Source organism: Buttiauxella sp. AC038, from assembly GCF_979253565.1.
The window spans coordinates 1,024,499-1,049,843 of sequence record NZ_CEEDCQ010000001.1 but is presented as its reverse complement, the minus strand read 5'-3'; the positions used below and the strand labels follow the sequence as shown (position 1 = coordinate 1,049,843).

At 50.3% G+C, this 25,345-nt stretch carries 22 protein-coding genes, 5 tRNA genes and 3 pseudogenes; 11 read left to right on the top strand and 19 right to left on the bottom strand.

Features of this window, described 5'->3' with window-relative positions; genetic code table 11:
- The first annotated feature begins 4 nt into the window (after window positions 1-4).
- Window positions 5-1,546 carry a multidrug efflux MFS transporter permease subunit EmrB gene (gene emrB / locus AC0IXI_RS04905; protein ID WP_471681999.1) on the top strand — a complete coding sequence of 514 codons (1,542 nt, stop codon included), beginning with the start codon at window positions 5-7 and terminating at the stop codon, window positions 1,544-1,546.
- A 74-nt stretch (window positions 1,547-1,620) separates the two neighbouring features.
- Here the strand turns inward: emrB and luxS are convergent, their stop codons facing one another.
- The 18 genes and pseudogenes from luxS to mltB all read right to left on the bottom strand — a co-directional run bounded on the left by luxS (window position 1,621) and on the right by mltB (window position 15,960).
- Entirely contained in the window at window positions 1,621-2,136 is a 516-nt protein-coding gene (gene luxS, locus AC0IXI_RS04900) for an S-ribosylhomocysteine lyase (protein WP_134184367.1), read from the bottom strand.
- Window positions 2,137-2,290: 154 nt separating this feature from the next.
- Window positions 2,291-3,847: a glutamate--cysteine ligase gene (gene gshA / locus AC0IXI_RS04895; protein WP_064513538.1), complete on the bottom strand. Its 1,557-nt coding sequence runs from the start codon at window positions 3,845-3,847 to the stop codon at window positions 2,291-2,293.
- Between the two features lie 204 nt (window positions 3,848-4,051).
- Window positions 4,052-4,479: pseudogene (locus tag AC0IXI_RS04890) on the bottom strand (YqaA family protein).
- The gene (yqaB, locus tag AC0IXI_RS04885; protein ID WP_471681998.1) at window positions 4,476-5,042 is read right to left on the bottom strand and encodes a fructose-1-phosphate/6-phosphogluconate phosphatase; all 567 of its coding nucleotides are present in this window, start codon (window positions 5,040-5,042) and stop codon (window positions 4,476-4,478) included. Before yqaB ends, AC0IXI_RS04890 begins: the two are co-directional and overlap by 4 nt.
- A gap of 297 nt (window positions 5,043-5,339) precedes the next feature.
- Window positions 5,340-5,416, bottom strand: a tRNA-Arg gene (locus tag AC0IXI_RS04880).
- A gap of 64 nt (window positions 5,417-5,480) precedes the next feature.
- Window positions 5,481-5,557 (bottom strand) — tRNA-Arg (locus AC0IXI_RS04875).
- Between the two features lie 64 nt (window positions 5,558-5,621).
- Window positions 5,622-5,698: transfer RNA gene (locus AC0IXI_RS04870), tRNA-Arg, on the bottom strand.
- Between the two features lie 197 nt (window positions 5,699-5,895).
- Window positions 5,896-5,972, bottom strand: a tRNA-Arg gene (locus AC0IXI_RS04865).
- A gap of 4 nt (window positions 5,973-5,976) precedes the next feature.
- A tRNA-Ser gene (locus tag AC0IXI_RS04860) sits at window positions 5,977-6,069 on the bottom strand.
- Between the two features lie 325 nt (window positions 6,070-6,394).
- Entirely contained in the window at window positions 6,395-6,580 is a 186-nt protein-coding gene (gene csrA, locus AC0IXI_RS04855) for a carbon storage regulator CsrA (RefSeq protein ID WP_013574027.1), read from the bottom strand.
- Window positions 6,581-6,829: 249 nt separating this feature from the next.
- On the bottom strand, window positions 6,830-9,457 hold the full coding sequence (gene alaS, locus AC0IXI_RS04850; protein WP_064513288.1) for an alanine--tRNA ligase: 2,628 nt from the start codon (window positions 9,455-9,457) through the stop codon (window positions 6,830-6,832).
- Between the two features lie 362 nt (window positions 9,458-9,819).
- The gene (locus AC0IXI_RS04845) at window positions 9,820-10,317 is read right to left on the bottom strand and encodes a regulatory protein RecX (RefSeq protein WP_471681997.1); all 498 of its coding nucleotides are present in this window, start codon (window positions 10,315-10,317) and stop codon (window positions 9,820-9,822) included.
- A 75-nt stretch (window positions 10,318-10,392) separates the two neighbouring features.
- Window positions 10,393-11,457 (bottom strand): recombinase RecA, encoded by a 1,065-nt coding sequence (recA, locus tag AC0IXI_RS04840; protein ID WP_064513292.1) that lies wholly within the window; start codon window positions 11,455-11,457, stop codon window positions 10,393-10,395.
- An 83-nt stretch (window positions 11,458-11,540) separates the two neighbouring features.
- A complete protein-coding gene (gene pncC, locus AC0IXI_RS04835) occupies window positions 11,541-12,050 on the bottom strand; it encodes a nicotinamide-nucleotide amidase (protein WP_064513294.1) in 510 nt (169 codons plus the stop codon).
- A gap of 129 nt (window positions 12,051-12,179) precedes the next feature.
- Window positions 12,180-13,058, bottom strand: coding sequence for a metal ABC transporter substrate-binding protein (locus AC0IXI_RS04830; RefSeq protein WP_471681996.1), 879 nt, complete (start codon window positions 13,056-13,058; stop codon window positions 12,180-12,182).
- Window positions 13,055-13,939 carry a metal ABC transporter permease gene (locus AC0IXI_RS04825; protein ID WP_471681995.1) on the bottom strand — a complete coding sequence of 295 codons (885 nt, stop codon included), beginning with the start codon at window positions 13,937-13,939 and terminating at the stop codon, window positions 13,055-13,057. Before AC0IXI_RS04825 ends, AC0IXI_RS04830 begins: the two co-directional genes overlap by 4 nt.
- A complete protein-coding gene (locus tag AC0IXI_RS04820; protein WP_064513540.1) occupies window positions 13,936-14,628 on the bottom strand; it encodes a metal ABC transporter ATP-binding protein in 693 nt (230 codons plus the stop codon). Before AC0IXI_RS04820 ends, AC0IXI_RS04825 begins: the two co-directional genes overlap by 4 nt.
- A gap of 258 nt (window positions 14,629-14,886) precedes the next feature.
- On the bottom strand, window positions 14,887-15,960 hold the full coding sequence (gene mltB, locus AC0IXI_RS04815; protein WP_064513298.1) for a lytic murein transglycosylase B: 1,074 nt from the start codon (window positions 15,958-15,960) through the stop codon (window positions 14,887-14,889).
- 250 nt (window positions 15,961-16,210) lie between these two features.
- Between mltB and srlA the strand changes: the two genes are divergently transcribed.
- From srlA to AC0IXI_RS04775, 8 genes and pseudogenes are all read left to right on the top strand, one after another.
- Window positions 16,211-16,759, top strand: a complete 549-nt coding sequence (gene srlA, locus AC0IXI_RS04810) for a PTS glucitol/sorbitol transporter subunit IIC (RefSeq protein ID WP_134184386.1) — start codon at window positions 16,211-16,213, stop codon at window positions 16,757-16,759.
- Window positions 16,760-16,768: 9 nt separating this feature from the next.
- Window positions 16,769-17,733 (top strand): annotated as a pseudogene (gene srlE / locus AC0IXI_RS04805) (PTS glucitol/sorbitol transporter subunit IIB).
- Between the two features lie 8 nt (window positions 17,734-17,741).
- Entirely contained in the window at window positions 17,742-18,104 is a 363-nt protein-coding gene (gene srlB / locus AC0IXI_RS04800) for a PTS glucitol/sorbitol transporter subunit IIA (RefSeq protein ID WP_134184399.1), read from the top strand.
- A 20-nt stretch (window positions 18,105-18,124) separates the two neighbouring features.
- Window positions 18,125-18,904 carry a sorbitol-6-phosphate dehydrogenase gene (gene srlD / locus AC0IXI_RS04795; protein ID WP_134184401.1) on the top strand — a complete coding sequence of 260 codons (780 nt, stop codon included), beginning with the start codon at window positions 18,125-18,127 and terminating at the stop codon, window positions 18,902-18,904.
- A 91-nt stretch (window positions 18,905-18,995) separates the two neighbouring features.
- The gene (gene gutM / locus AC0IXI_RS04790) at window positions 18,996-19,355 is read left to right on the top strand and encodes a transcriptional regulator GutM (protein ID WP_134184402.1); all 360 of its coding nucleotides are present in this window, start codon (window positions 18,996-18,998) and stop codon (window positions 19,353-19,355) included.
- A 68-nt stretch (window positions 19,356-19,423) separates the two neighbouring features.
- Window positions 19,424-20,197: a glucitol operon DNA-binding transcriptional repressor SrlR gene (gene srlR / locus AC0IXI_RS04785; RefSeq protein ID WP_134184404.1), complete on the top strand. Its 774-nt coding sequence runs from the start codon at window positions 19,424-19,426 to the stop codon at window positions 20,195-20,197.
- Window positions 20,190-21,155 carry an arabinose-5-phosphate isomerase GutQ gene (gene gutQ, locus AC0IXI_RS04780; RefSeq protein ID WP_134184406.1) on the top strand — a complete coding sequence of 322 codons (966 nt, stop codon included), beginning with the start codon at window positions 20,190-20,192 and terminating at the stop codon, window positions 21,153-21,155. Before srlR ends, gutQ begins: the two co-directional genes overlap by 8 nt.
- Before the next feature lie 40 nt (window positions 21,156-21,195).
- Entirely contained in the window at window positions 21,196-21,813 is a 618-nt protein-coding gene (locus AC0IXI_RS04775) for a Fic/DOC family protein (protein WP_134184408.1), read from the top strand.
- On the opposite strand, the gene AC0IXI_RS04770 is transcribed toward AC0IXI_RS04775, so the two are convergent.
- On the bottom strand, window positions 21,810-21,980 hold the full coding sequence (locus AC0IXI_RS04770; RefSeq protein WP_162829812.1) for a hypothetical protein: 171 nt from the start codon (window positions 21,978-21,980) through the stop codon (window positions 21,810-21,812). The two genes, AC0IXI_RS04775 and AC0IXI_RS04770, sit on opposite strands and share 4 nt — an antisense overlap.
- Before the next feature lie 68 nt (window positions 21,981-22,048).
- Between AC0IXI_RS04770 and AC0IXI_RS04765 the strand changes: the two are divergent.
- Together AC0IXI_RS04765 and mutS are read left to right on the top strand one after the other, a co-directional pair.
- A pseudogene (locus AC0IXI_RS04765) lies at window positions 22,049-22,530 on the top strand (CBS domain-containing protein); the annotation flags it as partial.
- A gap of 147 nt (window positions 22,531-22,677) precedes the next feature.
- Window positions 22,678-25,239: a DNA mismatch repair protein MutS gene (gene mutS / locus AC0IXI_RS04760; protein WP_134184410.1), complete on the top strand. Its 2,562-nt coding sequence runs from the start codon at window positions 22,678-22,680 to the stop codon at window positions 25,237-25,239.
- The last annotated feature ends 106 nt before the right edge of the window (window positions 25,240-25,345 follow it).

Sequence of the window (25,345 nt, the reverse complement as noted above, 5' to 3'; positions counted from 1 at the left end):
TTGTATGGCACAACAAAAACCGCTAGAAGGGGCACCGCTGGTCATCATGACCATCGCCTTGTCATTGGCGACCTTTATGCAGGTGCTGGATTCTACCATCGCCAACGTGGCCATTCCGACCATTGCCGGTAACCTTGGCTCGTCTCTGAGCCAGGGGACCTGGGTTATCACTTCATTTGGGGTGGCCAACGCCATCTCAATTCCTATCACCGGGTGGCTTGCTAAGCGCTTTGGTGAAGTGAAGTTGTTTATGTGGTCGACGATTCTGTTCGTGCTGGCTTCATGGGCTTGCGGCGTGTCCAAAAGTCTGGAGATGCTGATCTTCTTCCGCGTTATCCAGGGGATCGTTGCCGGGCCGTTGATTCCGCTTTCGCAAAGCCTGCTGCTCAATAACTACCCGCCTGCTAAGCGAAGTATCGCGCTGGCGCTGTGGTCGATGACGGTTATCGTGGCGCCGATTTGTGGGCCAATTCTCGGTGGTTTTATCAGTGATAACTACCACTGGGGTTGGATCTTCTTTATTAACGTGCCGATCGGGGCGGTGGTTGTTCTGCTGACGATGCAAACGCTGCGTGGCCGTGAAACCAAAACCGAGCAGCGCCGTATTGATGCCATCGGCCTTGCGCTGCTGGTGGTGGGGATTGGTAGCCTGCAAATCATGCTCGACCGCGGTAAAGAGCTGGATTGGTTTAACTCAACGGAAGTGGTCGTTCTGACAATCGTCGCGGTGGTGACGATTAGTTTCTTGATTGTCTGGGAGCTAACGGACGACAACCCGATAGTCGACTTGTCGTTGTTTAAGTCGCGAAACTTCACCATTGGTTGCTTGTGTATCAGTCTCGCTTACATGCTCTACTTCGGCGCAATTGTGTTGCTGCCGCAGCTGTTGCAGGAGGTATATGGCTACACGGCAACCTGGGCAGGTCTGGCATCGGCACCGGTCGGACTTCTTCCTGTATTGCTGTCGCCGATTATCGGGCGTTTTGCTCATAAGCTCGATATGCGACGGCTGGTGACGTTCAGCTTTATTATGTACGCCGTCTGTTTCTACTGGCGTGCATATACCTTCGAGCCGGGAATGGATTTCGGCGCGTCGGCCTGGCCGCAGTTTATTCAGGGCTTCGCCGTGGCATGCTTCTTTATGCCACTGACGACAATTACGCTTTCCGGGCTACCGCCTGAGCGTATGGCGGCTGCATCGAGTTTGTCGAACTTTACCCGAACCCTTGCCGGTTCGATTGGTACATCGATAACCACGACGCTGTGGACTAACCGCGAGGCGTTACACCATTCGCAGTTAACTGAGTCCGTTTCACCGTTTAACCCGAATGCGCAGGAGATGTATTCAAAACTGGAAAATCTGGGGATGTCGCCGCAACAAGCCTCTGGCTATATTGCGCAGCAGATTACCAATCAGGGGCTGATTATCTCAGCCAATGAGATTTTCTGGGTTTCTGCAGGAATATTTATTCTGTTGCTGGGTCTAATCTGGTTTGCCAGACCACCGTTTGGTGCCGGTGGTGGTGGTGGTGGCGGAGCGCACTAAGTCAGAAAGAATGTCAGAAATACAAAAGGGGCCGATTGGCCCCTTTTGCTATTGGCGCTTACGCCTAATCAGAACTAGATATGCAGCTCTTTGAGTGTCTCTTTCGGCAGAGCCAGCTCTTCGTTGCTGTTTACGCTTACGCCATGCTCAAGGATATGACGGGCGATATCTTGCGCTTCTTCCAGCGAGTGCATGTGGTAAGTGCCACACTGGTAAACGTTCAGCTCTGGGATCTGGTTTTGCTCTTTCACCTTCAGCACATCTTCCATTGCCGCTTTCCATGCATCGGCAACGAGCGTCTCATCAGGCACACCAATCAGGCTCATGTAGAAGCCCGTGCGGCAGCCCATTGGTGAAATATCAATAATCTCTACGCCATTTCCATTCAGGTGGTCACGCATAAAACCAGCAAACAGGTGTTCAAGAGTATGAATACCTTTTTCTGGCATCACTTCCTTGTTCGGGATGCAAAAACGCAGATCAAATACAGTGATAGTATCGCCATGAGGCGTATGCATCGTTTTCGCTACACGCACTGCTGGTGCGCCCATGCGGGTATGGTCAACTGTGAAGCTATCCAACAACGGCATCTGATCACCTCCGATAAGTGATTTTTTTAAAAATAAAATGAACCATTCTTTCTCACACTACTCTGAATATATGAAAGACGCGCATTTGTTATCATCATCCCTTATTCAGAGATGTATATTTTGGCCACACTGATTGTGGCCTTTTTCTTTTCTACTAAGCGTGTTTCTCAAGCCACACATCAAACGGCTCGGTATCACTGGCTTCGATGTCTCGCTGGCGCTGCCATGAAGCATCATGTTCTTTCTGCAACACGTCTTCGGTCAAAATCTCCAGCGGCTCTTGTGTCAGCATCTGACGATACTGCTCAGCCAACGCAAGCCCGGTTCCGCCAATGCCATTATCAATCATAGACCGCAGAATGCGTGCCGAGTACGTTAATTCCGGATCGTCAAAACAGGCGACCAGCTGATCACAAACGTCCTGATATTCGCTATTGCCCGCAATACCATCCAGCGTTTCGGCTACACGGCGTAAATCTGTGAACAAATCTTTGCCCACTTTAGCCAGCGGATGCTGCGCGGTTTCACAACCTATACCCAGTGTCAGGCCTGGTTTGCGGCCTTCCAGAATCACACGATTCCAGTTTGTGCGGGTGCAAAGCAATTCGTCACTGCTCATTTCAGGCGCATCAGCCAGCACACACCAAATCATGAACAGGTCGAGGAAACGAACCTGCTGCTCATCAACACCAATTGGTGAGAACGGATTGATATCAAGTGAACGCACTTCAATATATTCAATCCCGCCGCGCATCAATGCATCAGAAGGCGACTCACCCGGCCCTGTAACGCGTTTAGGGCGAATAGGTGCATAGAGTTCATTTTCAATTTGCAGCACGTTGGTGTTGATTTGAAGGCGCTTGCCATCTTTCTCAACGCCCATCTGTGCATACTCTTCCGATGGCGTTTTAATCGCGCGCTTCAGCCCGGCGACATAAGTCTCCAGATCGTTAAACGTAATACCAAGGTTACTCTGGGATTTATTGGTGTAGCCCAAGTCGCTCAGTCGCAATGAAGTCGCATATGGCAGGTAATTCATGCCACATTCGGTTTTTTCAAATGGCAGTGCGCTTTCTTTCCCTTGCAGGAAGGAAGAACAAATCGCCGGCGATGCCCCGAACAAATATGGGATAACCCAACCAAAACGGTAATAGTTGCGAATCAGGCGGAAATATCCGGCGGAAATCGCTTCTTTGCCGCTTTCAGCATCTTCAACACCCAGACGCGCCTGCCAGAACTCCAGCGGCAGCGAAAAGTTGTAGTGCACACCCGAAATAGTCTGCATCAACGCACCGTAACGGTTTTTCAAACCTTCGCGGTATAACGTTTTAAAACGCCCGTTGTTGGACGAGCCATACTGCGCCAGCTCGATATTCTGACCATCGTTGATATAACACGGCATGCTCAGCGGCCACATACGCTCATCACCCAGTTCACGGGCTGTATGGCGATGGAGATCGCGCATGAATGTCAGCATATGGTCGATATCACCATCAACTGGAGTAATAAACTCCAGTAGCGCTTCCGCGAAATCAGTCGTGATCCATTTGTGTGTCAGCGCTGAACCAAGGCTTTCCGGGTGGCCCGTTGTTGCCAACTGACCATCTGGTGTGACTCGCAGCGTTTCACGCTCAAGACCACGACAAATACCTTTAACTGCCTGAGGATGCTGTTCCAGCCAGGCCAGCGCCTGTGATACGTTCGGGATCAAATTGACCTCCCGCCTGTCGAATTCATTTTTATTAAGCATAATTGTTTTAAATGGCGATGATAATTATACCCTTTAGATTTCGAGCTGCAGGAAGGCGGCAAGAGAGCAAATCACCAGGAGCTTACTTGAGTAAGTGACTGGGGTTTGCGATTGCAGCCAACACACCTGCAGCTAGAAAGATAATAGGTATATCAGTCCATGCAATTAGTGCCACCACGCCATGCCTTGAACCGTTGCAGCCGCTACAACGATATAGCGAAGCGCTTTACCAAGGCATAAAAAAAGATTACCGGTCCCCAGCTCATTCGTAATAAGCCAGCCAACAGGCACAGTAGATCGCCGAGTAACGGCATCCAACTGAGTAATAATGTTGCCGGTCCGAAACGTACCAGCCAGCCAGTTGCTTTCCCATGCCAGCGCGATTGTTCCCGCAATGGAAAAAAACGCCCCAGAATAACGTTAGTTAAGCCACCAAGGCTATTACCCATTGTTGCTATTAAGATGAGTAACCAGGTTGGGCCAGAGCCTGCAACTAATAGTGCTACCAGCACCACTTCGGAACTTCCTGGCAATAACGTAGCGCTTAGAAAGCTACTGGTAAATAATGAAAAAAGTGATAGTCCCTCACTCACAGCAAACGGACGTCCACGCCATCCATTCCCGCCGCTCTTGCAGCTTCCAGGCCAAAATCTGCATCTTCAAACACCACACATTTATTTGGTGCGACACCCATTAATTCAGCGCACAGCAAAAAAGTATCGGGAGCGGGTTTGTGATTTTTGACATGGTCTGCGGCAACAACAGCAGAGAAATACTGACGTAAGCCTAAATGGTTGAGCAGCGCTTCGGCGATATCGCTTTCACTGCCCGTACCCACAGCCATTGGGCGACGCCCATGCCAGGATTTGACTACATCAATAAGGGGAAGTGGGCGCACCGTATCAAGAAGCATAGCTCTAACGGCCTGCGTTTTTTCTTGCGCCAGACGATGAGGGTCAAGATCTGCACGATTGAGTTCGATAATTACCTGCGCAATACGCCAGGTAGGTGAACCATTCAACGCAACCATTGCTTGTTCGTCGAACTGCATGCCATAGCCTGCCAGCGTCTCACGCCACGCCTTGCGATGTGTAGGTTCGGTATCGAGGATGGTTCCGTCCATATCGAAAATTAGACCTTCGTAACGTTCGTACATCTCATCCCTCACATCACTCAATATTGAGGCGTTACTTTATCGTAAACCAATAATATTGTCGCTTATTTGTAATTGAGATGGTTCAGAAGGTGACTAATGGGTAAATATGGCATTATAGGGGATTTTGTTTTTGAAATTCAGGAGGTAAAACTTGGGGAGAAAATGGTGCACCCAGGAAGATTACTCGCCGAAGGCTCGCCCTTCGGGCCGTTGCTGAAGCAACGTTATCTTCCCTTGTGCTTGCTGAGAAATCGAATTTCTCTGAAGCGCTACCATTGCTGGTATTTAGGGGAAATATGGTGCACCCAGGAAGATTCGAACTTCCGACCGCTCGGTTCGTAGCCGAGTACTCTATCCAGCTGAGCTATGGGTGCATCGGGGTACTGCTTTTGACTTCTGACTCAATATTACTGAACTAACCATAACATTGAAAAAGAATGGTGCACCCAGGAAGATTCGAACTTCCGACCGCTCGGTTCGTAGCCGAGTACTCTATCCAGCTGAGCTATGGGTGCATCGAGGTACTGCTTTTGACTTCTGTCTCAATATTACTGAACTTGCCGTAATATTGAAGAAGAATGGTGCACCCAGGAAGATTCGAACTTCCGACCGCTCGGTTCGTAGCCGAGTACTCTATCCAGCTGAGCTATGGGTGCACAGGATTACTTCTTTTACTGCTGACTTAATGCTGTTTGTTGCTCTAAACAACATCAAACTAGATGGTGCATCCTGAGAGTTACTCACGGTGCTTGCCCAAACGGGCCGTTGCTAAAGCAACGTTTTTCTCCCTGTCGCTCCTTAAGAAATTAACTTTCTTTGGAACACTACCGGCGCAAAATGGTAGTAGGAAGAATGGTGCACCCAGGAAGATTCGAACTTCCGACCGCTCGGTTCGTAGCCGAGTACTCTATCCAGCTGAGCTATGGGTGCAAAATGGCGGTGAGGCGGGGATTCGAACCCCGGATGCAGCTTTTGACCGCATACTCCCTTAGCAGGGGAGCGCCTTCAGCCTCTCGGCCACCTCACCACACGCCTCTTTCGAGGTGTACCGTTGAACTTGTTTCTGCTCATCGGCACTGCGTGGCGCACATATTACTTTCCTGCACTTATAAGTCAAACAATTTTTCCCAACTAATAATCAATTGCACACTTCACGCACAATAAGGCCGAATTGACAGCAAAAAGAGTGTTTTATCAACAGGCAGGATAAGGGTAATAGCTAAAAGGAAGCGTTCGGGATGAATAAGAAATTATGGGGATAACGAGAAATGAAGGGAGTATTGCGGGATAAAGCGAAGAAAAGGGTGCGCTAAAGGAAGCGTCTCGCTAGTGATTAGCGAGACGCAGTAACTTTAGTAACTCGTTTGTTGCGATTTTTCAGCCTGGATACGTTGGTAGATCTCTTCACGGTGAACAGAAACTTCCTTAGGGGCATTAACACCAATACGAACTTGGTTACCTTTTACCCCAAGCACTGTCACGGTCACCTCATCCCCAATCATGAGGGTCTCACCAACTCGACGAGTTAGAATCAGCATTCTTTGCTCCTTGAAAGATTAAAAGAGTCGGGTCTCTCTGTATCCCGGCATTCTCCATCATATACGCCAAAAAGTAAGTGGTGACAAACACATAAACTGTCAATGACCACAACATTACCTTCTGATATGACTAAGTCTAGCCGATATACGCAACTTTAACCTGACTTTATCATTATTGAGTGTGTGCAGATTAAGAAGACGCCATAACCTGAATGAGTTATGGCGTCTGTCTGCACTTTATTTTTTTACTTAGAGCTTAGCCGCGACCCAGGCTTCAACACCGGCCAGAGCACCTGGTAATGCTGCCGTGTCTGTACCACCTGCCTGAGCCATATCTGGACGACCGCCCCCTTTGCCTCCGACTTGCTGAGCGATAACCCCAATCAGCTCCCCCGCTTTCACACGGTCGGTCACATCTTTAGAGACACCCACAATCAGAGAAACTTTACCTTCTGATACCGTCGCCAAAACGATGATTGCCGAACCCAGCTGATTTTTCAGATCATCAACCATAGTACGCAACATCTTCGGTTCGACGTTGGCGAGCTCACTCACGAGGAGTTTCACGCCTTTTACATCGACAGCTTTGCTGGAAAGGTTTGCACTCTCCTGCACCGCCTGCTGTTCTTTCAACTGCTGCAACTCTTTCTCGAGCTGACGGGTACGCTCCAGTACCGAACGCACTTTCTCGTTCAGGTTCTGGCTGTCACCTTTAAGCAGTTGAGCAATATCCTGTAGTTGTTCGCTCTGTGCATGCAGGTTTGCCAGCGCACCTTCACCTGTTACAGCTTCGATACGACGTACGCCTGCAGCGGTACCGGATTCCGCAACAATACGGAACAGGCCAATATCACCAGTGCGATTTGCGTGAATGCCGCCACACAGTTCAGTAGAGAAATCACCCATGCTCAACACGCGCACATGGTCATCATATTTCTCACCAAACAGCGCCATTGCACCTTTAGCTTTAGCAGCTTCCAGATCCATGACGTTGGTTTCGATCGGCAGGTTGCGACGAATCTGTGCGTTGACGATATCTTCTACCGCACGCACTTCTGTAGGTTTCATTCCCTCAAAATGAGAGAAGTCAAAACGCAGGCCTTTATCGTTAACCAAAGAACCTTTCTGCGCGACATGCGTGCCAAGTACCTGACGCAGTGCTGCGTGCAGCAAGTGAGTTGCAGAGTGGTTCAGACGAATACGCGAACGTCGCTCTTCATCAACTTCAGCTTTTACGCTATCGCCCACTTTCACAACACCAGAAACGAGCTTGCCCAGATGACCGATCGCCTGACCATATTTCTGCGTATCGTTAACAGCAAAGTCTATGCCGTTACCCTTAATCGCGCCTTTATCACCGACCTGGCCGCCAGACTCCGCATAGAATGGGGTCTCATTGAGCACCACAACAGCTTCTTGCCCGGCAGTAATTTGTTCAACAGCTTTGCCATCAACAAATAGCGCGGTGACTTTAGCAGTTAAATCAGTGTGGTCGTAACCTTTAAACGCTGTGGTTGAATCAACGCGGATCATACTGTTGTAGTCAGCGCCAAAGCCGCTGGACTCACGCGCACGACGGCGTTGTTCTTCCATCGCAGCTTCAAAGCCTGCTTCATCAACTTTCAGGTTACGCTCACGGCAAACATCCGCCGTCAGGTCAACCGGGAAACCGTAGGTGTCATACAGACGGAAAGCAGTTTCGCCATCCAGAGTATCACCCTTCAGATTAGCCAGTTCTTCATCCAGCAATGCCAGACCACGCTCAAGCGTGCGAGCAAACTGCTCTTCTTCGGTTTTCAGAACTTGTTCAACCAACGCTTGCTGACGATGCAGTTCTTCACCCGCAGCACCCATGACTTCAACTAATGGGCCAACCAGTTTGTAGAAGAAGGTTTCTTTCGCGCCCAACATGTTGCCATGGCGGATTGCACGACGAATGATGCGGCGCAGCACATAGCCACGGCCTTCGTTCGACGGAGTCACGCCATCAGAAACAAGGAATGCGCAAGAGCGAATATGGTCAGCGATAACACGCAGCGATTTGCTGGTCAGATCGGTAGCACCTGTCACTTTAGCAACAGACTGGATCAACTTGCTGAACAGGTCGATTTCATAGTTGGAATTAACGTGTTGCAGAACTGCAGCAATACGTTCCAGACCCATACCAGTATCAACAGACGGCTTAGGCAGTGGCAGCATAGTGCCATCCTGCTGACGGTTGAACTGCATGAACACAAGGTTCCAGATTTCGATATAGCGGTCACCATCTTCTTCAGCGCTGCCCGGAGGGCCGCCCCAAATATGGTCGCCGTGGTCAAAGAAGATTTCGGTACATGGGCCGCATGGGCCGGTATCACCCATCTGCCAGAAGTTGTCAGATGCATATGCAGCACCTTTATTATCGCCAATGCGAATAATGCGCTCGCGTGGCACGCCAACTTCTTTTTCCCAGATTTCAAACGCTTCGTCGTCAGTCTCGTAAACAGTGACCCAAAGACGATCTTTTGGCAGATTAAACCACTGTTCGCCGGTCAATAATTCCCATGCGAAGTTAATGGCATCATGTTTGAAGTAATCACCGAAGCTGAAGTTACCCAGCATTTCAAAGAAAGTATGGTGACGGGCAGTGTAACCGACGTTTTCCAGATCATTGTGCTTACCACCGGCGCGGACACAACGCTGAGACGTTGTTGCACGGGAATAATTACGCTTGTCGAGACCAAGGAAAACATCCTTGAACTGATTCATCCCGGCATTGGTAAACAGCAAAGTAGGATCGTTATTCGGAACCAGGGAGCTACTCGCTACAACCTGGTGACCTTTACTATGGAAAAAATCGAGAAACGCCTGACGGATCTCAGCGGTGCTCTTGCTCATAATTATCCTGAAATCAAGCTAACGAGGAGTTGCAAACCGGGTGTAGCCAATTTTAATGCTTTGGCCGTAACCTGTTTACCTGGAAAAAGTGGGAATAAGATAAGTTTTCTTATGAGGGAAGTAAAATCCCGTGTATGCCTAATCGGAAAAATTTCGTTTTTTATACCCAAAATAATTAAAGTTGCGTCAAGGCGGCAAGCAAGAAAATCCCGATGAGCTTACTCCAGTAAGTGATTATTCGGCCCATCCATGGACCTCACCCCTTCGGGGCGCTGCTGGCAGCGTTCAAATCAGCTCCCAGCAGATTTGTCGGGTGAACGAGTGAAGCTAACGCCGAGGCAACTTTAAGTATGAAGGGTATATCAAGAATAAACAGCCTGGATGTCTTCCATATAGAAGCCACGATACTGAAGATAACGCTGCACTTTAGCTCGCTCTTTCCATTCTGTGGGAAGTTGCTCGCCAAATTTTCGCTCGGCAATGTCTCGAGCCATCTCTTGCCAGTCTACTTCGCAATTTTCCATTGCGGCTTCGCTCAGATCACGCGCGATACCTTTGCCCTGCAATTCCTGGCGGATACGTTGCGGGCCATAACCTTTGCGGCTGCGGCTTGCGATAAAACGTGAGGCAAATTGAGCATCGTCCAACCAGCGGTGTTCATAACACCAGGCAATGACTTTTTCGATATCTTCAGGCGTGAATGGGTCTTCTTCAGCTCTTGGTTTTCCGGGGAATGTAGGCTGTGCCGCAAGTTTACGGCGAAGTTCTTGTTCACTGTGATCGCGCATCGCAAGGATACGAGTGGTTTTGTCTAATAAGCGAGAATAAGGACTGCGGCGGGAAGTAGATTCGGCAGGCATAGCGGATAACCTGTTTAAAAGAAAATGTAGTAAGACAGAAACAAATAAGGGCTGCCGTAGCAGCCCTTATGGGATTTAGAAGTCTTCTTTGGATTCAGCAACGTCTTTGTCGTGGTCATCAGCAACAAAGTCTGGTGTACCATCTGGATTATTCAGCAGCATATCACGCAGTTTCTTCTCGATTTCAGCAGCCATTGGCTTGTTTTCTTTAAGGAAGTTACTGGAGTTTGATTTGCCCTGGCCAATCTTCTCACCGTTGTAGCTGTACCAGGCACCTGCTTTTTCAATCAGCTTGTGCTTCACGCCTAAATCAACCAGTTCGCCGTAGAAGTTGATACCTTCACCGTACATGATCTGGAATTCGGCTTGCTTAAATGGTGCAGCAATTTTGTTTTTCACCACTTTAACGCGGGTTTCACTACCCACCACGTTATCGCCATCTTTCACCGCACCAATGCGACGAATATCCAGACGTACAGAAGCGTAGAACTTCAGTGCGTTACCGCCGGTAGTGGTTTCTGGGTTACCGAACATCACACCAATTTTCATACGAATCTGGTTGATGAAGATAAGCAGGGTGTTGGATTGCTTAAGGTTACCTGCCAGTTTACGCATTGCCTGGCTCATCATACGTGCCGCGAGGCCCATATGAGAGTCACCGATTTCGCCTTCAATTTCAGCTTTCGGCGTCAGAGCGGCAACGGAGTCAACAACCAGTACGTCTACTGCACCGGAACGTGCCAGCGCATCACAGATTTCCAACGCTTGTTCACCAGTGTCTGGCTGTGAACAAAGCAGGTTGTCGATATCTACGCCCAGTTTCTTAGCGTAAATCGGGTCCAGAGCGTGCTCAGCATCGATAAACGCACACGTTTTACCTTCACGTTGAGCGGCGGCGATAACTTGCAAAGTCAGCGTCGTTTTACCAGAAGATTCTGGCCCGTAAATTTCAACGATACGGCCCATTGGTAAGCCACCTGCACCAAGCGCAATATCCAGTGAAAGTGAACCGGTAGAGATCGTTTCCACATCCATGGTACGGTCTTCACCCAGACGCATGATGGAGCCTTTACCAAATTGCTTTTCAATTTGGCCAAGTGCTGCCGCTAACGCCTTCTGTTTGTTTTCGTCGATAGCCATTTTTACTCCTGTCATGCAGGGTGATACACGGATGCGCCACGCTGCTTACTATGCTGTTTTGTTGTGCCAATTATACTGTATGGTCATACAGTATCAAGCTTATTTTTGAGAAATTCTTCCCACAGGGTTTGCAGCGCATATTCAGTGGCCTGGCGTCGAACGGCATCACGGTCACCAGCAAAAATCTGGCAGTGGGCGATGGTGCCATCAAGTTTTGAAGCGAAGCCAAACCACACCGTCCCGACAGGTTTTTCTTCACTACCGCCATTTGGCCCGGCAATACCACTGACAGCAATCGCGTAATCCGCAGCAGCCGCATAAAGCGCGCCTTGCGCCATTTCACGCACCACGGCTTCACTCACTGCACCATGCGTTTCCAGCGTTGCGCTATCAACACCAATCATTTGGTGCTTAGCCTCATTACTGTAGGTAACAAAACCACGTTCAAACCAGGCAGAACTGCCTGAAAGATCGGTAATCACTTTTGCAATCCAGCCGCCAGTGCAGGATTCGGCAGTAGTAATAGTGGCGCCGAGCTCCCCGAGCGCTTCGCCGACCTGGCGACTGAGTTGATGCAATGTTTTGTCTGTCATGGCTTGCTCCGATTGTAGGCATATCGCTGGGTTACACGATAGCACTTAACCTATCTTTCAGAGGATTACATTAGATTTCTCGAGGCAGTTCCAGAAAAAAGAACGGCCAGCGAATACTGGCCGATTAAATCACTTCATGCTGTTAGCGATGGCATCCACATTGTGCTTGAAGGCCATCTCATAAGTGCTGGCTGGCCCGTTTGCGGCTGAAAGCGCCTCGGGGTAAAGCTCTCCACCCGGCTGCGCGCCACTTGCGGCAGCAATTTGTTTTACCAGACGGGGGTCAGTCTGGTTCTCGATGAAGTAAGTTTTAATCTGCTGATTTTTGAGTTGTTTGATAAGCCCAGCAACGTCACTGGCATTAGCTTCCGCTTCGGTCGAGAAGCCCACTGGCGCCAGGAAAGTCACACCATATTCCTGACCAAAGTAGCCAAACGCATCATGGCTGGTGAGTACTTTACGCTTTGATTTCGGAATAGCTTCAAAACGCGTTTTCGCCCAACTATCGAGCAATTTCAGGCGGGTGACATACTCGGAGCCACTGTCATTGATTGCAGCTGCATCTTCCGGGTCAGCCGCCACCAGCGCCCTGGTAATATTTTGTGCGTAGATTGCGCCATTTTCGGCGCTATTCCAGGCGTGAGGGTCGGTAATTTGTTTACCGCCATCGATCATTTTACGCATAGAAATACCTTCAGAGGCAACAATCACCTTGCCTTTATAGCCTGATGCGCTGACCAGGCGGTCCATCCACCCTTCCATTCCCAGGCCGCTCACGATAACCACATCAGCTTTGCTTAACGCCACGCTGTCTTGCGGCGACGGCTCAAAGCTGTGTGGGTCGCCATCTGGCCCCACCAAACTTTTCACCGTGACATGCTCACCACCTACTTGTTTTGCCATATCCGCCAACACGGTAAAACTGGCAACCACATTGAGGTTTTTCGCCAACGCAGCCTGGCTTGAGCACGCCAACACCAATGACACCATCATCCCAAAACGTTTCATTTAATCCCCTTGCTTGTTGTTATCAAGCCTCGACAAAGGCTACGAACCAGCCCGCTGCGCGAACCAAAAAGAATCGAGATAAAGAAGCCGACGCTTGCCGTGAGAACAATGGCAGGGCCGGCTGGCAATGCGGCGGCAAAAGACCATGCAAGCCCAATCCAGGCCGACAACAAACCACAGACAATAGCGATAAACATCGCCCCTGGTAGGGTTTTCGCCCAGCAGCGTGCCGAAACAGCGGGAAGCATCATCAGACCGACAGACATTAGGGTCCCGAGGATTTGAAACCCGGCGACTAAATTGAGGACCAATAACGCGAGAAATATACCGTGAATAAGATGAGGGGCCAGGCGGTTATTGACCTGTAAAAAGCTGCGATCGAAAGTTTCCATCACCAGTCCACGATATAAACCAGCCAGAATAAGCAGCGTCACGCTGGCTATCACGCCAACAAAGATTGTTGACTGACTATCCACCGCCAGAATGGAACCAAATAGAAGATGGAGTAGATCAACGCTGGAACCACGTAATGAAATCAACGTGACCCCCAACGCCAGCGAGCCAAGATAAAAACCGGCAAAACTGGCATCCTCTTTAAGATTGGTACGTGAACTCACAAGCCCTGAAATTAGCGCAACCAGCACGCCCGCAACAAAGCCGCCAATCCCCATCGCAACCAGCGACATACCCGCCAGTAAATACCCCACAGCAACGCCAGGCAAAATGGCGTGAGACAGTGCATCCCCCACCAGACTCATACGTCGTAAAAGTAAAAAGATCCCCAATGGGGCTGTACTTATCGATAGTGCAAGGCAGGCGACAAGTGCGCGTCGCATAAAGCCGTAAGCAATAAACGGTTCAAAGAAGAAGTGATAAATCATGCAGATAACGCCAAATTGATGCTTGATTTGCAGTAATGGGGCAGTACTTCAGCGGTATCGCCCCAATGGAAATGGTCTTGCGTGAGCAACAAAACCTGCGGGAAGTGCCTGCTAACGAGCTCGTTATCGTGCAGCACCGCCATAACTGTCTGGCCCGCCTGATGCATCTGGCAGATAAGCGTCATCAAAAAATCACTGGTTTGTGAATCAACGCCAGTAAAAGGCTCATCAAGCAATACTAATGGCGCGTTTTGTACCAGCAGGCGTGCAAACAGCATTCTTTGAAACTGGCCGCCGGAAAGCGCTTCGATGGGTTGCTTGCTTAATGTAGTAAGGCCAACACGCTCAATGGCATCGGCTACTCGCAGACGGATTTGGCGATTCAACGAGGAAAACAGACCTCGAGCGGGCCATGCTCCCATGCAAACCACATCGTAAACCGTGGTAGGAAACTGCCTTTCCATTTCTGCAAGTTGTGGCAGCCATGCAATACGTGGACGCCCCTCAGTAAAAGACAATTGCCCAGAAACGGGCGACTGTAACTTCAGGATCGTCTTGAGAAGGGTCGATTTCCCTGTGCCATTGGCACCGATGATGGCCGTCATACTGCCTTTCACAATATGGCCGGTTAATGGCGGTGTCACAGCCCTTCCCTGATAACCCAGTACTAGCTGATTTAGCGAGATCATGGCAGTGCTATCGCCCAGCGAATAGCCAGCCATAACCCAGCCAGCAGAATTAAGACCGCGCAAAATCGGACAGGCGCAGCCACTGTGAATAGTGTCCGTATAGGAAGCATTGCAGGAAAACCACTGAATTTGATTTGTTATAACATAACATAACATAAACCAAATCGAATGCGATGTAAATTCCTGATCGACGATCAGGAAAAACCTTCATAACAATCTGGGAAGCAAACCCCGCCTCAGAACAAGGCGGGGTGAAGATTACTGAACGCGAGCCAGCGCTACTGCCTGACCGAGCTGCCAGACCGCCATCGCATAATGCGTGCTGTGGTTATAACGCGTGATGGTGTAAAAGTTCGGCAAACCGTACCAGTACTGATAGCTATCGCCCATATCCAGGCGCAACAAGCTTGCTTCCTGGTGGTTGCCCAGAGAAGCAGTTGGGCTTAAACCAGACTCAGCGAGTGCGGAAACGGAATATTTAGTTTTAAAACCGTTCGCAAGCCCCGGCACCTGGCCGTTGGCAGGAACCGCAACCAAATCACCTTTCACCCAGCCATGGCCTTTGAAGTAGTTCGCTACACTGCCGATAGCATCTTCAGGGTCCCACAGGTTTACATGGCCATCACCGTTGAAATCCACCGCATATTCTTTAAAGGCCGAAGGCATAAACTGGCCGTAACCCATCGCCCCAGCGAATGAACCTTTCAAAGCCAGCGGGTCATCGCCTTCGTTACGCGCCATCAACAGGAAGGTTTCCAGTTCGCCAGAGAAGTATTGCGCACGACGAGGGTAGGCAAACGAGAGCGTAGCAAGTGCGTCGACAATCCGTGTTTTCCCCATCACACGGCCCCAACGTGTTTCAACACCAATAATGCCAACAATAATTTCTGGCGGCACGCCATAAACCTGGAAGGCGCGTTTTAGAGTGTCTTCATATTGATTCCAGAACGCGACACCATTTTGCACATTATCCGGGGTAATAAATTTGCCGCGATAGCGTAACCATGCACCGTTTGGACCTGCTGGTGGTGCAGTAGTCGGTGCCTGCTGGTCCATTAAACGCAAAACGTAATCCAGGCGTTTGGCCTGAGAAAGCACTTCGTGCAATTGCTGGCGGTCAAAACCATGCTTATTCACCATTTTATCGATGAATTTCTCAGCCTCCGGATTGTTAGCAAAATCCCCCGTCTGCATAAACACATCATGCTGCGGTTGCAACAAGAACCCCCCAGTAGGCGTGCCGGTTTGTTGAGGCTGAGTTTCTGTTTTCGGTTTGCTGCTACAAGCGGCGAGCAAAACAATAAGCGGAAGTAACGCGACGGAGTAACGCATGTGTTGGGATATCCATATAGCTAACGACGAGGTGTATTCCTTATGGTAAATCAAAATCAATAATCCGTGATCCCCCTTTCTAACTCCTTTCATTTCATCCGCGTAATTTTCAATGCAAACCCCACAATCTTTCAAATTAACAGTTTTATGTTTCATAATGAGATCTAAATAACATACCAGAAGGTTTCAAAGTGATTATTATGAACTGCCACTGAACGCAGAGTGAGCATTTATCCTTCAGGAGATAACAATGATCGACATGATTACCCATGGAGCTGAATGGTTTATTGGCCTGTTCCAAAAAGGGGGAGAAGTTTTTACCAGCATGGTGACCGGCATTCTTCCGCTGCTGATAAGCCTGCTGGTGATAATGAACGCGTTAATTAATTTCATCGGCCAACATCGCATCGAACGTATGGCCCAGCGCTGTGCCGGAAACCCGGTTTCCCGTTACCTGTTACTGCCCTGCATCGGTACGTTTGTGTTCTGCAACCCGATGACGTTAAGCCTGGGGCGCTTTATGCCCGAGAAGTACAAACCGAGCTATTACGCCGCCGCTTCATACAGTTGCCACTCAATGAATGGCCTTTTCCCTCACATCAATCCTGGCGAGTTGTTTGTGTATCTCGGGATCGCCAGTGGGCTGACCACGCTGGGTCTGCCACTCGGCCCACTCGCAGTGAGTTACCTGCTCGTCGGCCTGGTCACTAACTTCTTCCGTGGTTGGATAACCGACCTCACAACCTCGATTTTCGAGAAGAAAATGGGTATCGAACTTGAACGCCAGGTGCGACTTTAAGGAAAAATCATGACGCAAAATATTCGTATTGATAAAGGCCAGGGTGGTTGGGGCGGCCCGCTGATTCTTCCGGTCGAACCTGGAAAAAAATCGTCTATATCACCGCAGGAACTCGCCCGGCGATTATCGATAAACTGAGTGAAATGACTGGCTGGCAGGCGGTAGATGGCTTTAAAGAAGGCGAGCCGCCGGAAGCTGAAATCGGCGTGGCGGTGATCGACTGTGGCGGAACATTGCGCTGCGGGCTGTACCCGAAACGCCGCATACCCACCATCAATATTCATGCCACCGGAAAATCCGGGCCAATGGCGCAGTATATCGTTGAAGATATTTATGTTTCTGGTGTGCGAGAAGAAAACATCACTTGGGAGGCTGATGAAACGCAGCCCATCGCGAAAGCGCCGGTTCGTGACTACGACACCCGTAAAAAAATAACCGAACAAAGCGATGGTTTGCTGGCAAAAGTCGGCATGGGTATGGGCTCGGCTGTGGCGGTGCTGTTTCAGGCCGGGCGCGACACCATCGATACCGTGTTAAAAACCATCCTGCCGTTTATGGCGTTTGTCTCGGCGCTTATCGGCATCATCATGGCCTCAGGATTAGGCGACTGGATTGCTCACGGCCTGGCTCCGCTGGCCAACAACCCCATCGGGCTGATAACCCTGGCGCTCATTTGTTCGTTTCCGCTGCTCTCACCTTTCCTTGGCCCGGGGGCGGTCATCGCACAGGTGATTGGGGTATTGATTGGCGTACAAATTGGCCTCGGCCATATTCCCCCTCATCTGGCGCTGCCCGCGCTGTTTGCCATCAACGCGCAAGCAGCCTGTGACTTCATTCCGGTGGGTCTGTCTCTGGCTGAAGCCCGGCAGGATACGGTGCGTGTCGGCGTGCCATCGGTATTAGTCGGCCGCTTTTTAACGGGCGCGCCGACCGTCCTCATCGCCTGGTTAGTCTCCGGCTTTATCTATCAATAGGGTGAGTTATGCGAACTATCTATCAAACGACCATCACGTTCATCGGCCAGTCAGCTCGCGACGCGCTGGAGGACAACATGCTGATCACGTTTCGGGAAGGCGCTCCCGCCGATATTCAGGACTTCTGTTTTATTCACTGCCACGGCGCATTGAACGGCACGCTTGAACCCGGCATCAGTTTTGAACTCAATGGGCAGCATTACGATGTCACCGCTGTTGGCGATGTCGCCCAGCAGAACTTACAGGAACTGGGGCATATCACCCTGCGTTTCGACGGCGAAGCACGCGCCGAATACCCGGGAAACGTCCATGTTAACGGACCGCTACCCCAGAATATTGAAACCGGCTGCCAGTTGAAGTTTTTAGCTTAAATACATTAAAGGAGTAGAACATGAACCAAGTTGCCGTTGTCATTGGCGGAGGACAAACCCTCGGAGCATTTCTCGCCCATGGGCTTGCGAAGGAAGGTTACAAAATTGCCGTAGTGGATATCCAAAGCGAAAAAGCTGCCCGTGTCGCTCAAGAAATTAACGACCAGTACGGTACCGGTATGGCCTGGGGATTTGGTGCTGATGCCACCAGCGAACAGAGCGTAACCGCGCTGGCAAACGGGGTAGATGAGATTTTTGGCCAGGTTAATTTATTGGTGTATAGCGCCGGGATTGCCAAAGCCGCGTTTATTGGTGATTTCGCGCTGGGTGATTTTGACCGCTCGTTGCAAGTCAATCTGGTGGGCTATTTTCTGTGTGCCAAAGCGTTTTCAGCCCTGATGATTCGCGATTGTATCCATGGCCGCATCATCCAAATCAATTCAAAATCCGGGAAAGTGGGCAGTAAGCATAACTCCGGTTACAGCGCAGCAAAATTTGGCGGCGTAGGGCTGACACAATCTCTGGCGCTAGATTTAGCGGAATATGGCATTACCGTTCATGCCCTGATGCTCGGCAACCTGTTGAAATCGCCAATGTTTCAGTCATTACTGCCGCAATATGCCGAGAAACTGGGCATTGCGGCAGATGAGGTCGAGCAGTATTACATTGATAAAGTCCCGCTCAAGCGCGGGTGCGACTATCAGGATGTGCTGAATACTCTGCTGTTTTATGCCAGCGAAAAAGCATCGTACTGCACCGGTCAATCCATCAACATTACCGGCGGACAGGTGATGTTTTAACCGTTGATGTTTTAACCATTGATGTTTTAACACCACGGCTGGATAGCCGTATGGCAGCATACGCGCTATCCACCTCGTCAGAGAGAGAAAAATGACCAATGCACTTATTGCCGTCGCAGTTATCGCCTGGCTGAGTCAACTTGTTCTGGGCGGCTGGCAAATACGCCATTTCAATCGCTCGTTTGAAAAGCTATGCCAGAAAGGAGCCGTGGGTATTGGGCGCTCGGGGGCGCGCTTCAGGCCCCGCGTGGTGATTGCGCTGGCATTCGATGAACACCAAAATATCTGCGACAGTTTAATGATGAAAGGCATCACTATTTTTGCCAGGCCCTTACCTTTGTCACAAATACACGGGATGAACCGAAAGGAATTACAACCTGATGTGATCTTCCCCCATGATCGGAACTGTCAGAATGCTCTATCATTAGCGATTAAAGTGAAACATGGATAATTTCGTTTCGAACGATTATTGCTTGCGAAATTATCAAACTAAAAATTAGCGCAAGGTAATAAGAGCTTATGAAACCACGCCAGCGACAGGCCGCAATCCTGGAGTATCTGCAAAAACAAGGAAAAAGTTCCGTTGACGATCTCGCGCAATATTTTGCCACCACGGGCACCACTATCCGCAAAGATTTGGTGCTATTGGAAAATACCGGGACGGTTATCCGTACCTATGGCGGCGTAGTACTCAGCAAGGATGAACCCGATCCGCCTATCGACCACAAGACGTTAATTAACACCCATAAAAAACAACAAATCGCAGATGTGGCGGTGACATTCATCCACGATGGTGACTCGATTATTCTTGATGCCGGGAGCACGGTGCTGCAAATGGTTCCGCTCTTACAGCGCTTTAATAACATCACCGTCATGACCAACAGCCTTCATATTGTTAATGCGCTGTCAGAACTCGATAACGAGCAAACTATCCTGATGCCGGGTGGCACCTTCCGTAAAAAATCAGCCTCTTTTCATGGTCAACTGGCCGAAACCGCGTTTGAACAATTCAGCTTCGATAAACTGTTTATGGGCACCGATGGCATCGATCTCAATGCCGGCGTCACCACATTTAATGAGGTTTATACCGTCAGTAAAGCGATGTGCAATGCAGCGCGTCAGGTGATCCTCATGGCTGACTCATCTAAATTTGGTCGCAAGAGTCCGAACATTGTGTGTGGGCTGGACAGCGTCCACACCATTATTACCGACAGCGGCATCAGCGAGGCATTTTTGACGGCGTTACAGGAAAAGGGAATCAACGTGATTATTACCGAGGAAAAACATGACTGAACGCATGGTACGTATCGCGCGCGAAACGCTGGAATTAGAACTGTATGAAGCCAGCCGTTTATCAGACAGGCTGGGCGAACACTTCGTGAGTGCCGCCCGAGCAATGCTTGCCTGTGAAGGCAAAGTGATTGTTTCAGGGATGGGTAAATCAGGGCATATTGGTAAGAAAATTGCCGCAACGCTTGCCAGCACCGGCACCCCTGCTTTCTTCGTACATCCTGCGGAAGCCCTTCATGGCGATTTAGGGATGATTGAGAGCCGCGATATCATGCTGTTTATCTCCTATTCTGGCACGGCCAAAGAACTGGACTTAATCATCCCGCGCCTCCAGGAAAAAGCCGTCACCTTGATTGCCATTACGGGTAAACCCGACTCCCCGCTCGCCAACGCTGCGCTGGCGATACTCGATATCTCTGTTGAACGCGAAGCCTGCCCTATGCGCCTCGCCCCCACATCAAGCGCGGTGAATACCCTCATGATGGGTGACGCACTTGCCATGGCCGTTATGCAGGAACGAGGCTTTAATGAAGAAGACTTTGCTCGCTCCCATCCTGCTGGGGCTTTAGGGGCGCGCCTGTTAAACCGCGTGCATCACCTGATGCGCACAGGGGATCAGCTTCCAGCCGTCGCGGACACAGCAACAGTCATGGATGCCTTACTCGAACTGAGCCGCACAGGGCTGGGCCTGGTGTGCGTGACCAATACGCATCATCAGGTTGTGGGGGTGTTCACCGATGGCGATCTACGCCGTTGGCTGGTGGGGGGCGGCAAACTTGAAGCGGGCATTTGCGATGCAATGACCACTCAATGTTCCGTACTCCAGACCGAAACGCGAGCGGCTGAAGCCAAAGAAACACTCATGAATAAACGTATTAGTGCGGCACCTGTGGTCGATGAAACCGGTCAACTGGTTGGCGCGATTAACCTGCACGATTTCCACCAGGCGGGGATGATATAAACCCGAGTTTTCGATCCTTCTAATAACACAGGGCATCTCCATGAGCCGATACCATGTATCCAGTCGCGAAGGCCAGTATGAGAAAGACTCTGGTGAGCAGGTTTTGGCTAATAAACTGGGTATCGCTTCTTCTGATGAGATGGATGAGGCCGAACTTGTCCTGTTAGAACAACTCTACCAGTCCGTTTTTGAAGAACAATTCCCGGAAGGACAGCTCAGCGTAACCATGCTAAAAAGCTGGCATCGCCGCTGGTTAGGTAACATCTACGAGTGGGCTGGACAAGAAAGAGCGGTCAATATCAGCAAGGGCGGTTTTATGTTTGCCCCCTCAGCACAGTTGCCAAAACTGCTGAACGAGTTCAACACGAAGTATCTGGCTCAATACACGCCGTGTAGCGGCATGGACGAAGAACAGCTCATCACCGCCCTCGCCATCACCCATGTCGAGCTGATACTTATCCATCCATTCAGAGAGGGAAACGGGCGCCTGTCGCGACTGCTAGCCGACGTGATGGCCGTTCAGGGAGGATACAAACCGCTGGATTATCAAAGCTGGGAGCAAAACAAAACCCAGTATATCTCGGCTATCCATGCAGGCATATCAATGGACTACGAGCCGATGAGACACTGGGTCAGAGAAGCATTAAGAAAGGGTTAAACCGCAAGACGTAAATGAGCGAACTTTTTGCGCGTCGCTTCAAGGGAAGCTTCGATCTTCTCGGAGGACTGCCCTGTTTCAACAGCCGTAGATGTTGCTACCGAGCGAACGATGTCAGCGCGAGATGGCTTAGCGTAGCTTGCCTGAGTTTTTTTGTTGTTACTCATCATTACTCCTGAAAAGCAGAATCTGGGCTAAAAACATCGTTCAAACAGTATACCAAAATTATCAGATTAAGCCTCTAATAGATCTTGTATCCATGAGTGCGCCGCACTGCGTGGTAATCCTCACATCAAGCGCGGTGAATACCCTCATGATGGGTGACGCACTTGCCATGGCCGTTATGCAGGAACGAGGCTTTAATGAACTCGCTCCCATCCTGCTGGGGCTTTAGGGGTGCGCCTGTTAAACCGCGTACATCACCTGAGCCGCACAGGGTTGGGCCTGGTGTGCGTGACCAATACGCATCATCAGGTTGTGGGCGTATTCACCGATGGCGATCTACGCCGTTGGCTGGTGGGGGGCGGCAAACTTGAAGCGGGTATTTGCGATGCAATGACCACTCAATGTTCCGTACTCCAGACCGAAACGCGAGCGGCTGAAGCCAAAGAAACACTCATGAATAAACGTATTAGTGCGGCACCTGTGGTCGATGAAACCGGTCAACTGGTTGGCGCGATTAACCTGCACGATTTCCACCAGGCGGGGATGATATAAACCCGAGTTTTCGATCCGGCTCGTAACCTTTTCGATAAGATGTTAACCCCCTCCCCCATTGTGATACGCTTTGCCCCATTCTCGATCCTGACCAGAACACTCTGGATCGTTTCTTCATTTTATCGTGAAGTTGGTTAATAAAATCAAATGACTACTACTGAAAACCTCGACCACCACACCCCGATGATGCAGCAGTACCTGCGCCTGAAAGCTCAGCATCCTGAGATCCTGTTGTTCTATCGCATGGGAGACTTTTACGAGTTGTTTTATGACGATGCAAAACGTGCGTCGCAACTGCTCGATATCTCGCTGACTAAACGTGGTGCATCCGCAGGCGAACCGATTCCAATGGCGGGTGTTCCACATCACGCCATCGAAAACTATTTAGCCAAGCTTGTTAATCTGGGTGAGTCTGCAGCTATTTGCGAACAGATTGGTGACCCCGCCACCAGCAAAGGTCCGGTGGAGCGCAAAGTCGTGCGTATCGTTACGCCAGGCACTATCAGCGATGAAGCCCTGCTGCAAGAGCGCCAGGACAACCTGTTGGCGGCAATCTGGCAAGACGGGAAGGGTTTTGGTTATGCCACACTCGATATCAGCTCCGGGCGTTTTCGTCTGTCAGAGCCTGAAGATATCGAAACCATGGCTGCCGAACTCCAGCGCACCAATCCTGCTGAACTGCTGTATGCGGAAGATTTTGCCCAGACACGTTTGATTGAAGGCCGCCGTGGCTTGCGGCGTCGCCCGCTGTGGGAGTTTGAAATATCCACCGCACGCCAACAGTTGAATATGCAATTTGGTACCCGCGACCTGATTGGCTTTGGCGTTGAAAATGCCCATCACGCATTGTGTGCCGCAGGCTGCTTGTTACAGTACGTTAAAGATACGCAGCGCACTTCCCTGCCGCATATTCGCTCCGTCACCATGGACCGCCAGCAAGACAGCATCATTATGGATGCGGCAACGCGCCGTAATCTGGAGATAACCCAAAACCTGTCTGGTGGCTTTGAAAATACGCTCGCCTCAGTGTTGGACTGCACCGTGACTCCGATGGGTAGCCGCATGCTGAAACGCTGGCTGCATATGCCGATTCGCAATATCGACGTGCTGCAAAAACGCCAGCAGACCATTGCAGCCTTACAAGAGCGTACCGCTGAAATCCAGCCGGTGCTGCGTCAGGTTGGCGATCTGGAACGTATTCTGGCACGTCTGGCATTACGCACTGCGCGTCCACGCGATTTAGCGCGTATGCGCCACGCTTTCCAACAACTACCTCAATTGCGTGAAATGCTAGCCGATGTGCCAACAGAATATGTGCAGACACTGCGTGAAAATATGGGTGAGTTCACTGAGCTGCGTGAATTACTTGAACGCGCTGTAGTGGAATCGCCGCCCGTGCTGGTGCGCGATGGCGGTGTGATTGCACCGGGTTTTCACGAAGAGTTAGACGAGTGGCGTGCGCTGGCTGATGGCGCAACGGATTATCTTGATAGGCTGGAAATCCGCGAGCGTGAAAAGCTTGGTCTGGATACGCTGAAAGTCGGTTTTAACGGTGTGCATGGTTATTACATCCAGATTAGCCGCAGCCAGAGTCACCACGCGCCGATTCATTACGTGCGCCGTCAGACGCTGAAAAATGCCGAACGCTATATTATTCCTGAGCTTAAAGAGTACGAAGACAAAGTTCTTACATCAAAAGGCAAAGCTCTTGCACTGGAAAAACAGCTCTACGATCAGTTGTTCGATACGCTGTTGCCACATCTTGAAGCGTTGCAGCAAAGTGCTACTGCTTTGGCGGAACTGGATGTGCTGGTTAACCTTGCTGAGCGCGCTTACAGCCTGAATTACACCTGTCCGCAACTGACTGATAAACCGGGGATTAAAGTTGTTGATGGTCGTCATCCAGTCGTTGAGCAAGTTCTTAGCGAACCGTTTATTGCCAACCCGCTAAGTCTTGCACCTCAACGCCGCATGTTGATTATCACTGGCCCTAACATGGGCGGTAAAAGCACCTACATGCGCCAATCGGCGTTGATCGTGCTGCTTGCCTACATCGGTAGTTTTGTTCCTGCACAGCAGGCAGAGATTGGGCCAATCGACCGTATTTTCACCCGCGTAGGGGCGGCTGACGATCTGGCTTCCGGGCGTTCAACCTTTATGGTGGAGATGACCGAGACGGCAAATATTCTGCATAACGCCACCGAGAACAGCCTGGTACTAATGGATGAAATTGGTCGCGGGACTTCCACATACGATGGTTTGTCATTAGCCTGGGCGTGTGCCGAAAGCCTGGCTAATCGCATCAAAGCACTGACCCTGTTTGCAACGCACTATTTTGAGCTGACTACGCTGCCTGAGAAAATGGAGGGTGTGGCGAACGTTCATCTTGATGCTATCGAACACGGTGACACCATCGCCTTTATGCACAGCGTGCAAGATGGCGCGGCGAGCAAAAGTTATGGCCTGGCCGTTGCCGCGCTTGCAGGCGTGCCAAAAGATGTGATTAAACGAGCACGTCAAAAACTACGTGAGCTGGAGACGATTTCTAACAATACCGCAGCCACACAGGTTGATGGTACGCAGATGTCGTTGCTGTCGGTCGCTGAAGAAACGTCGCCTGCGATTGAGGCTCTGGAAGCGTTAGATCCGGATTCGCTGTCACCACGCCAGGCGCTGGAGTGGATTTATCGTTTGAAGAGTTTGGTGTAGAAATGTCGGATGTCGCTATGCTAATCCGACCTACGGGATAGCAGTTGCAGGCGTCATCCGCGCTGAAAAAACCATAAAAAAAGCGGTGACCTTAGTCACCGCTTTT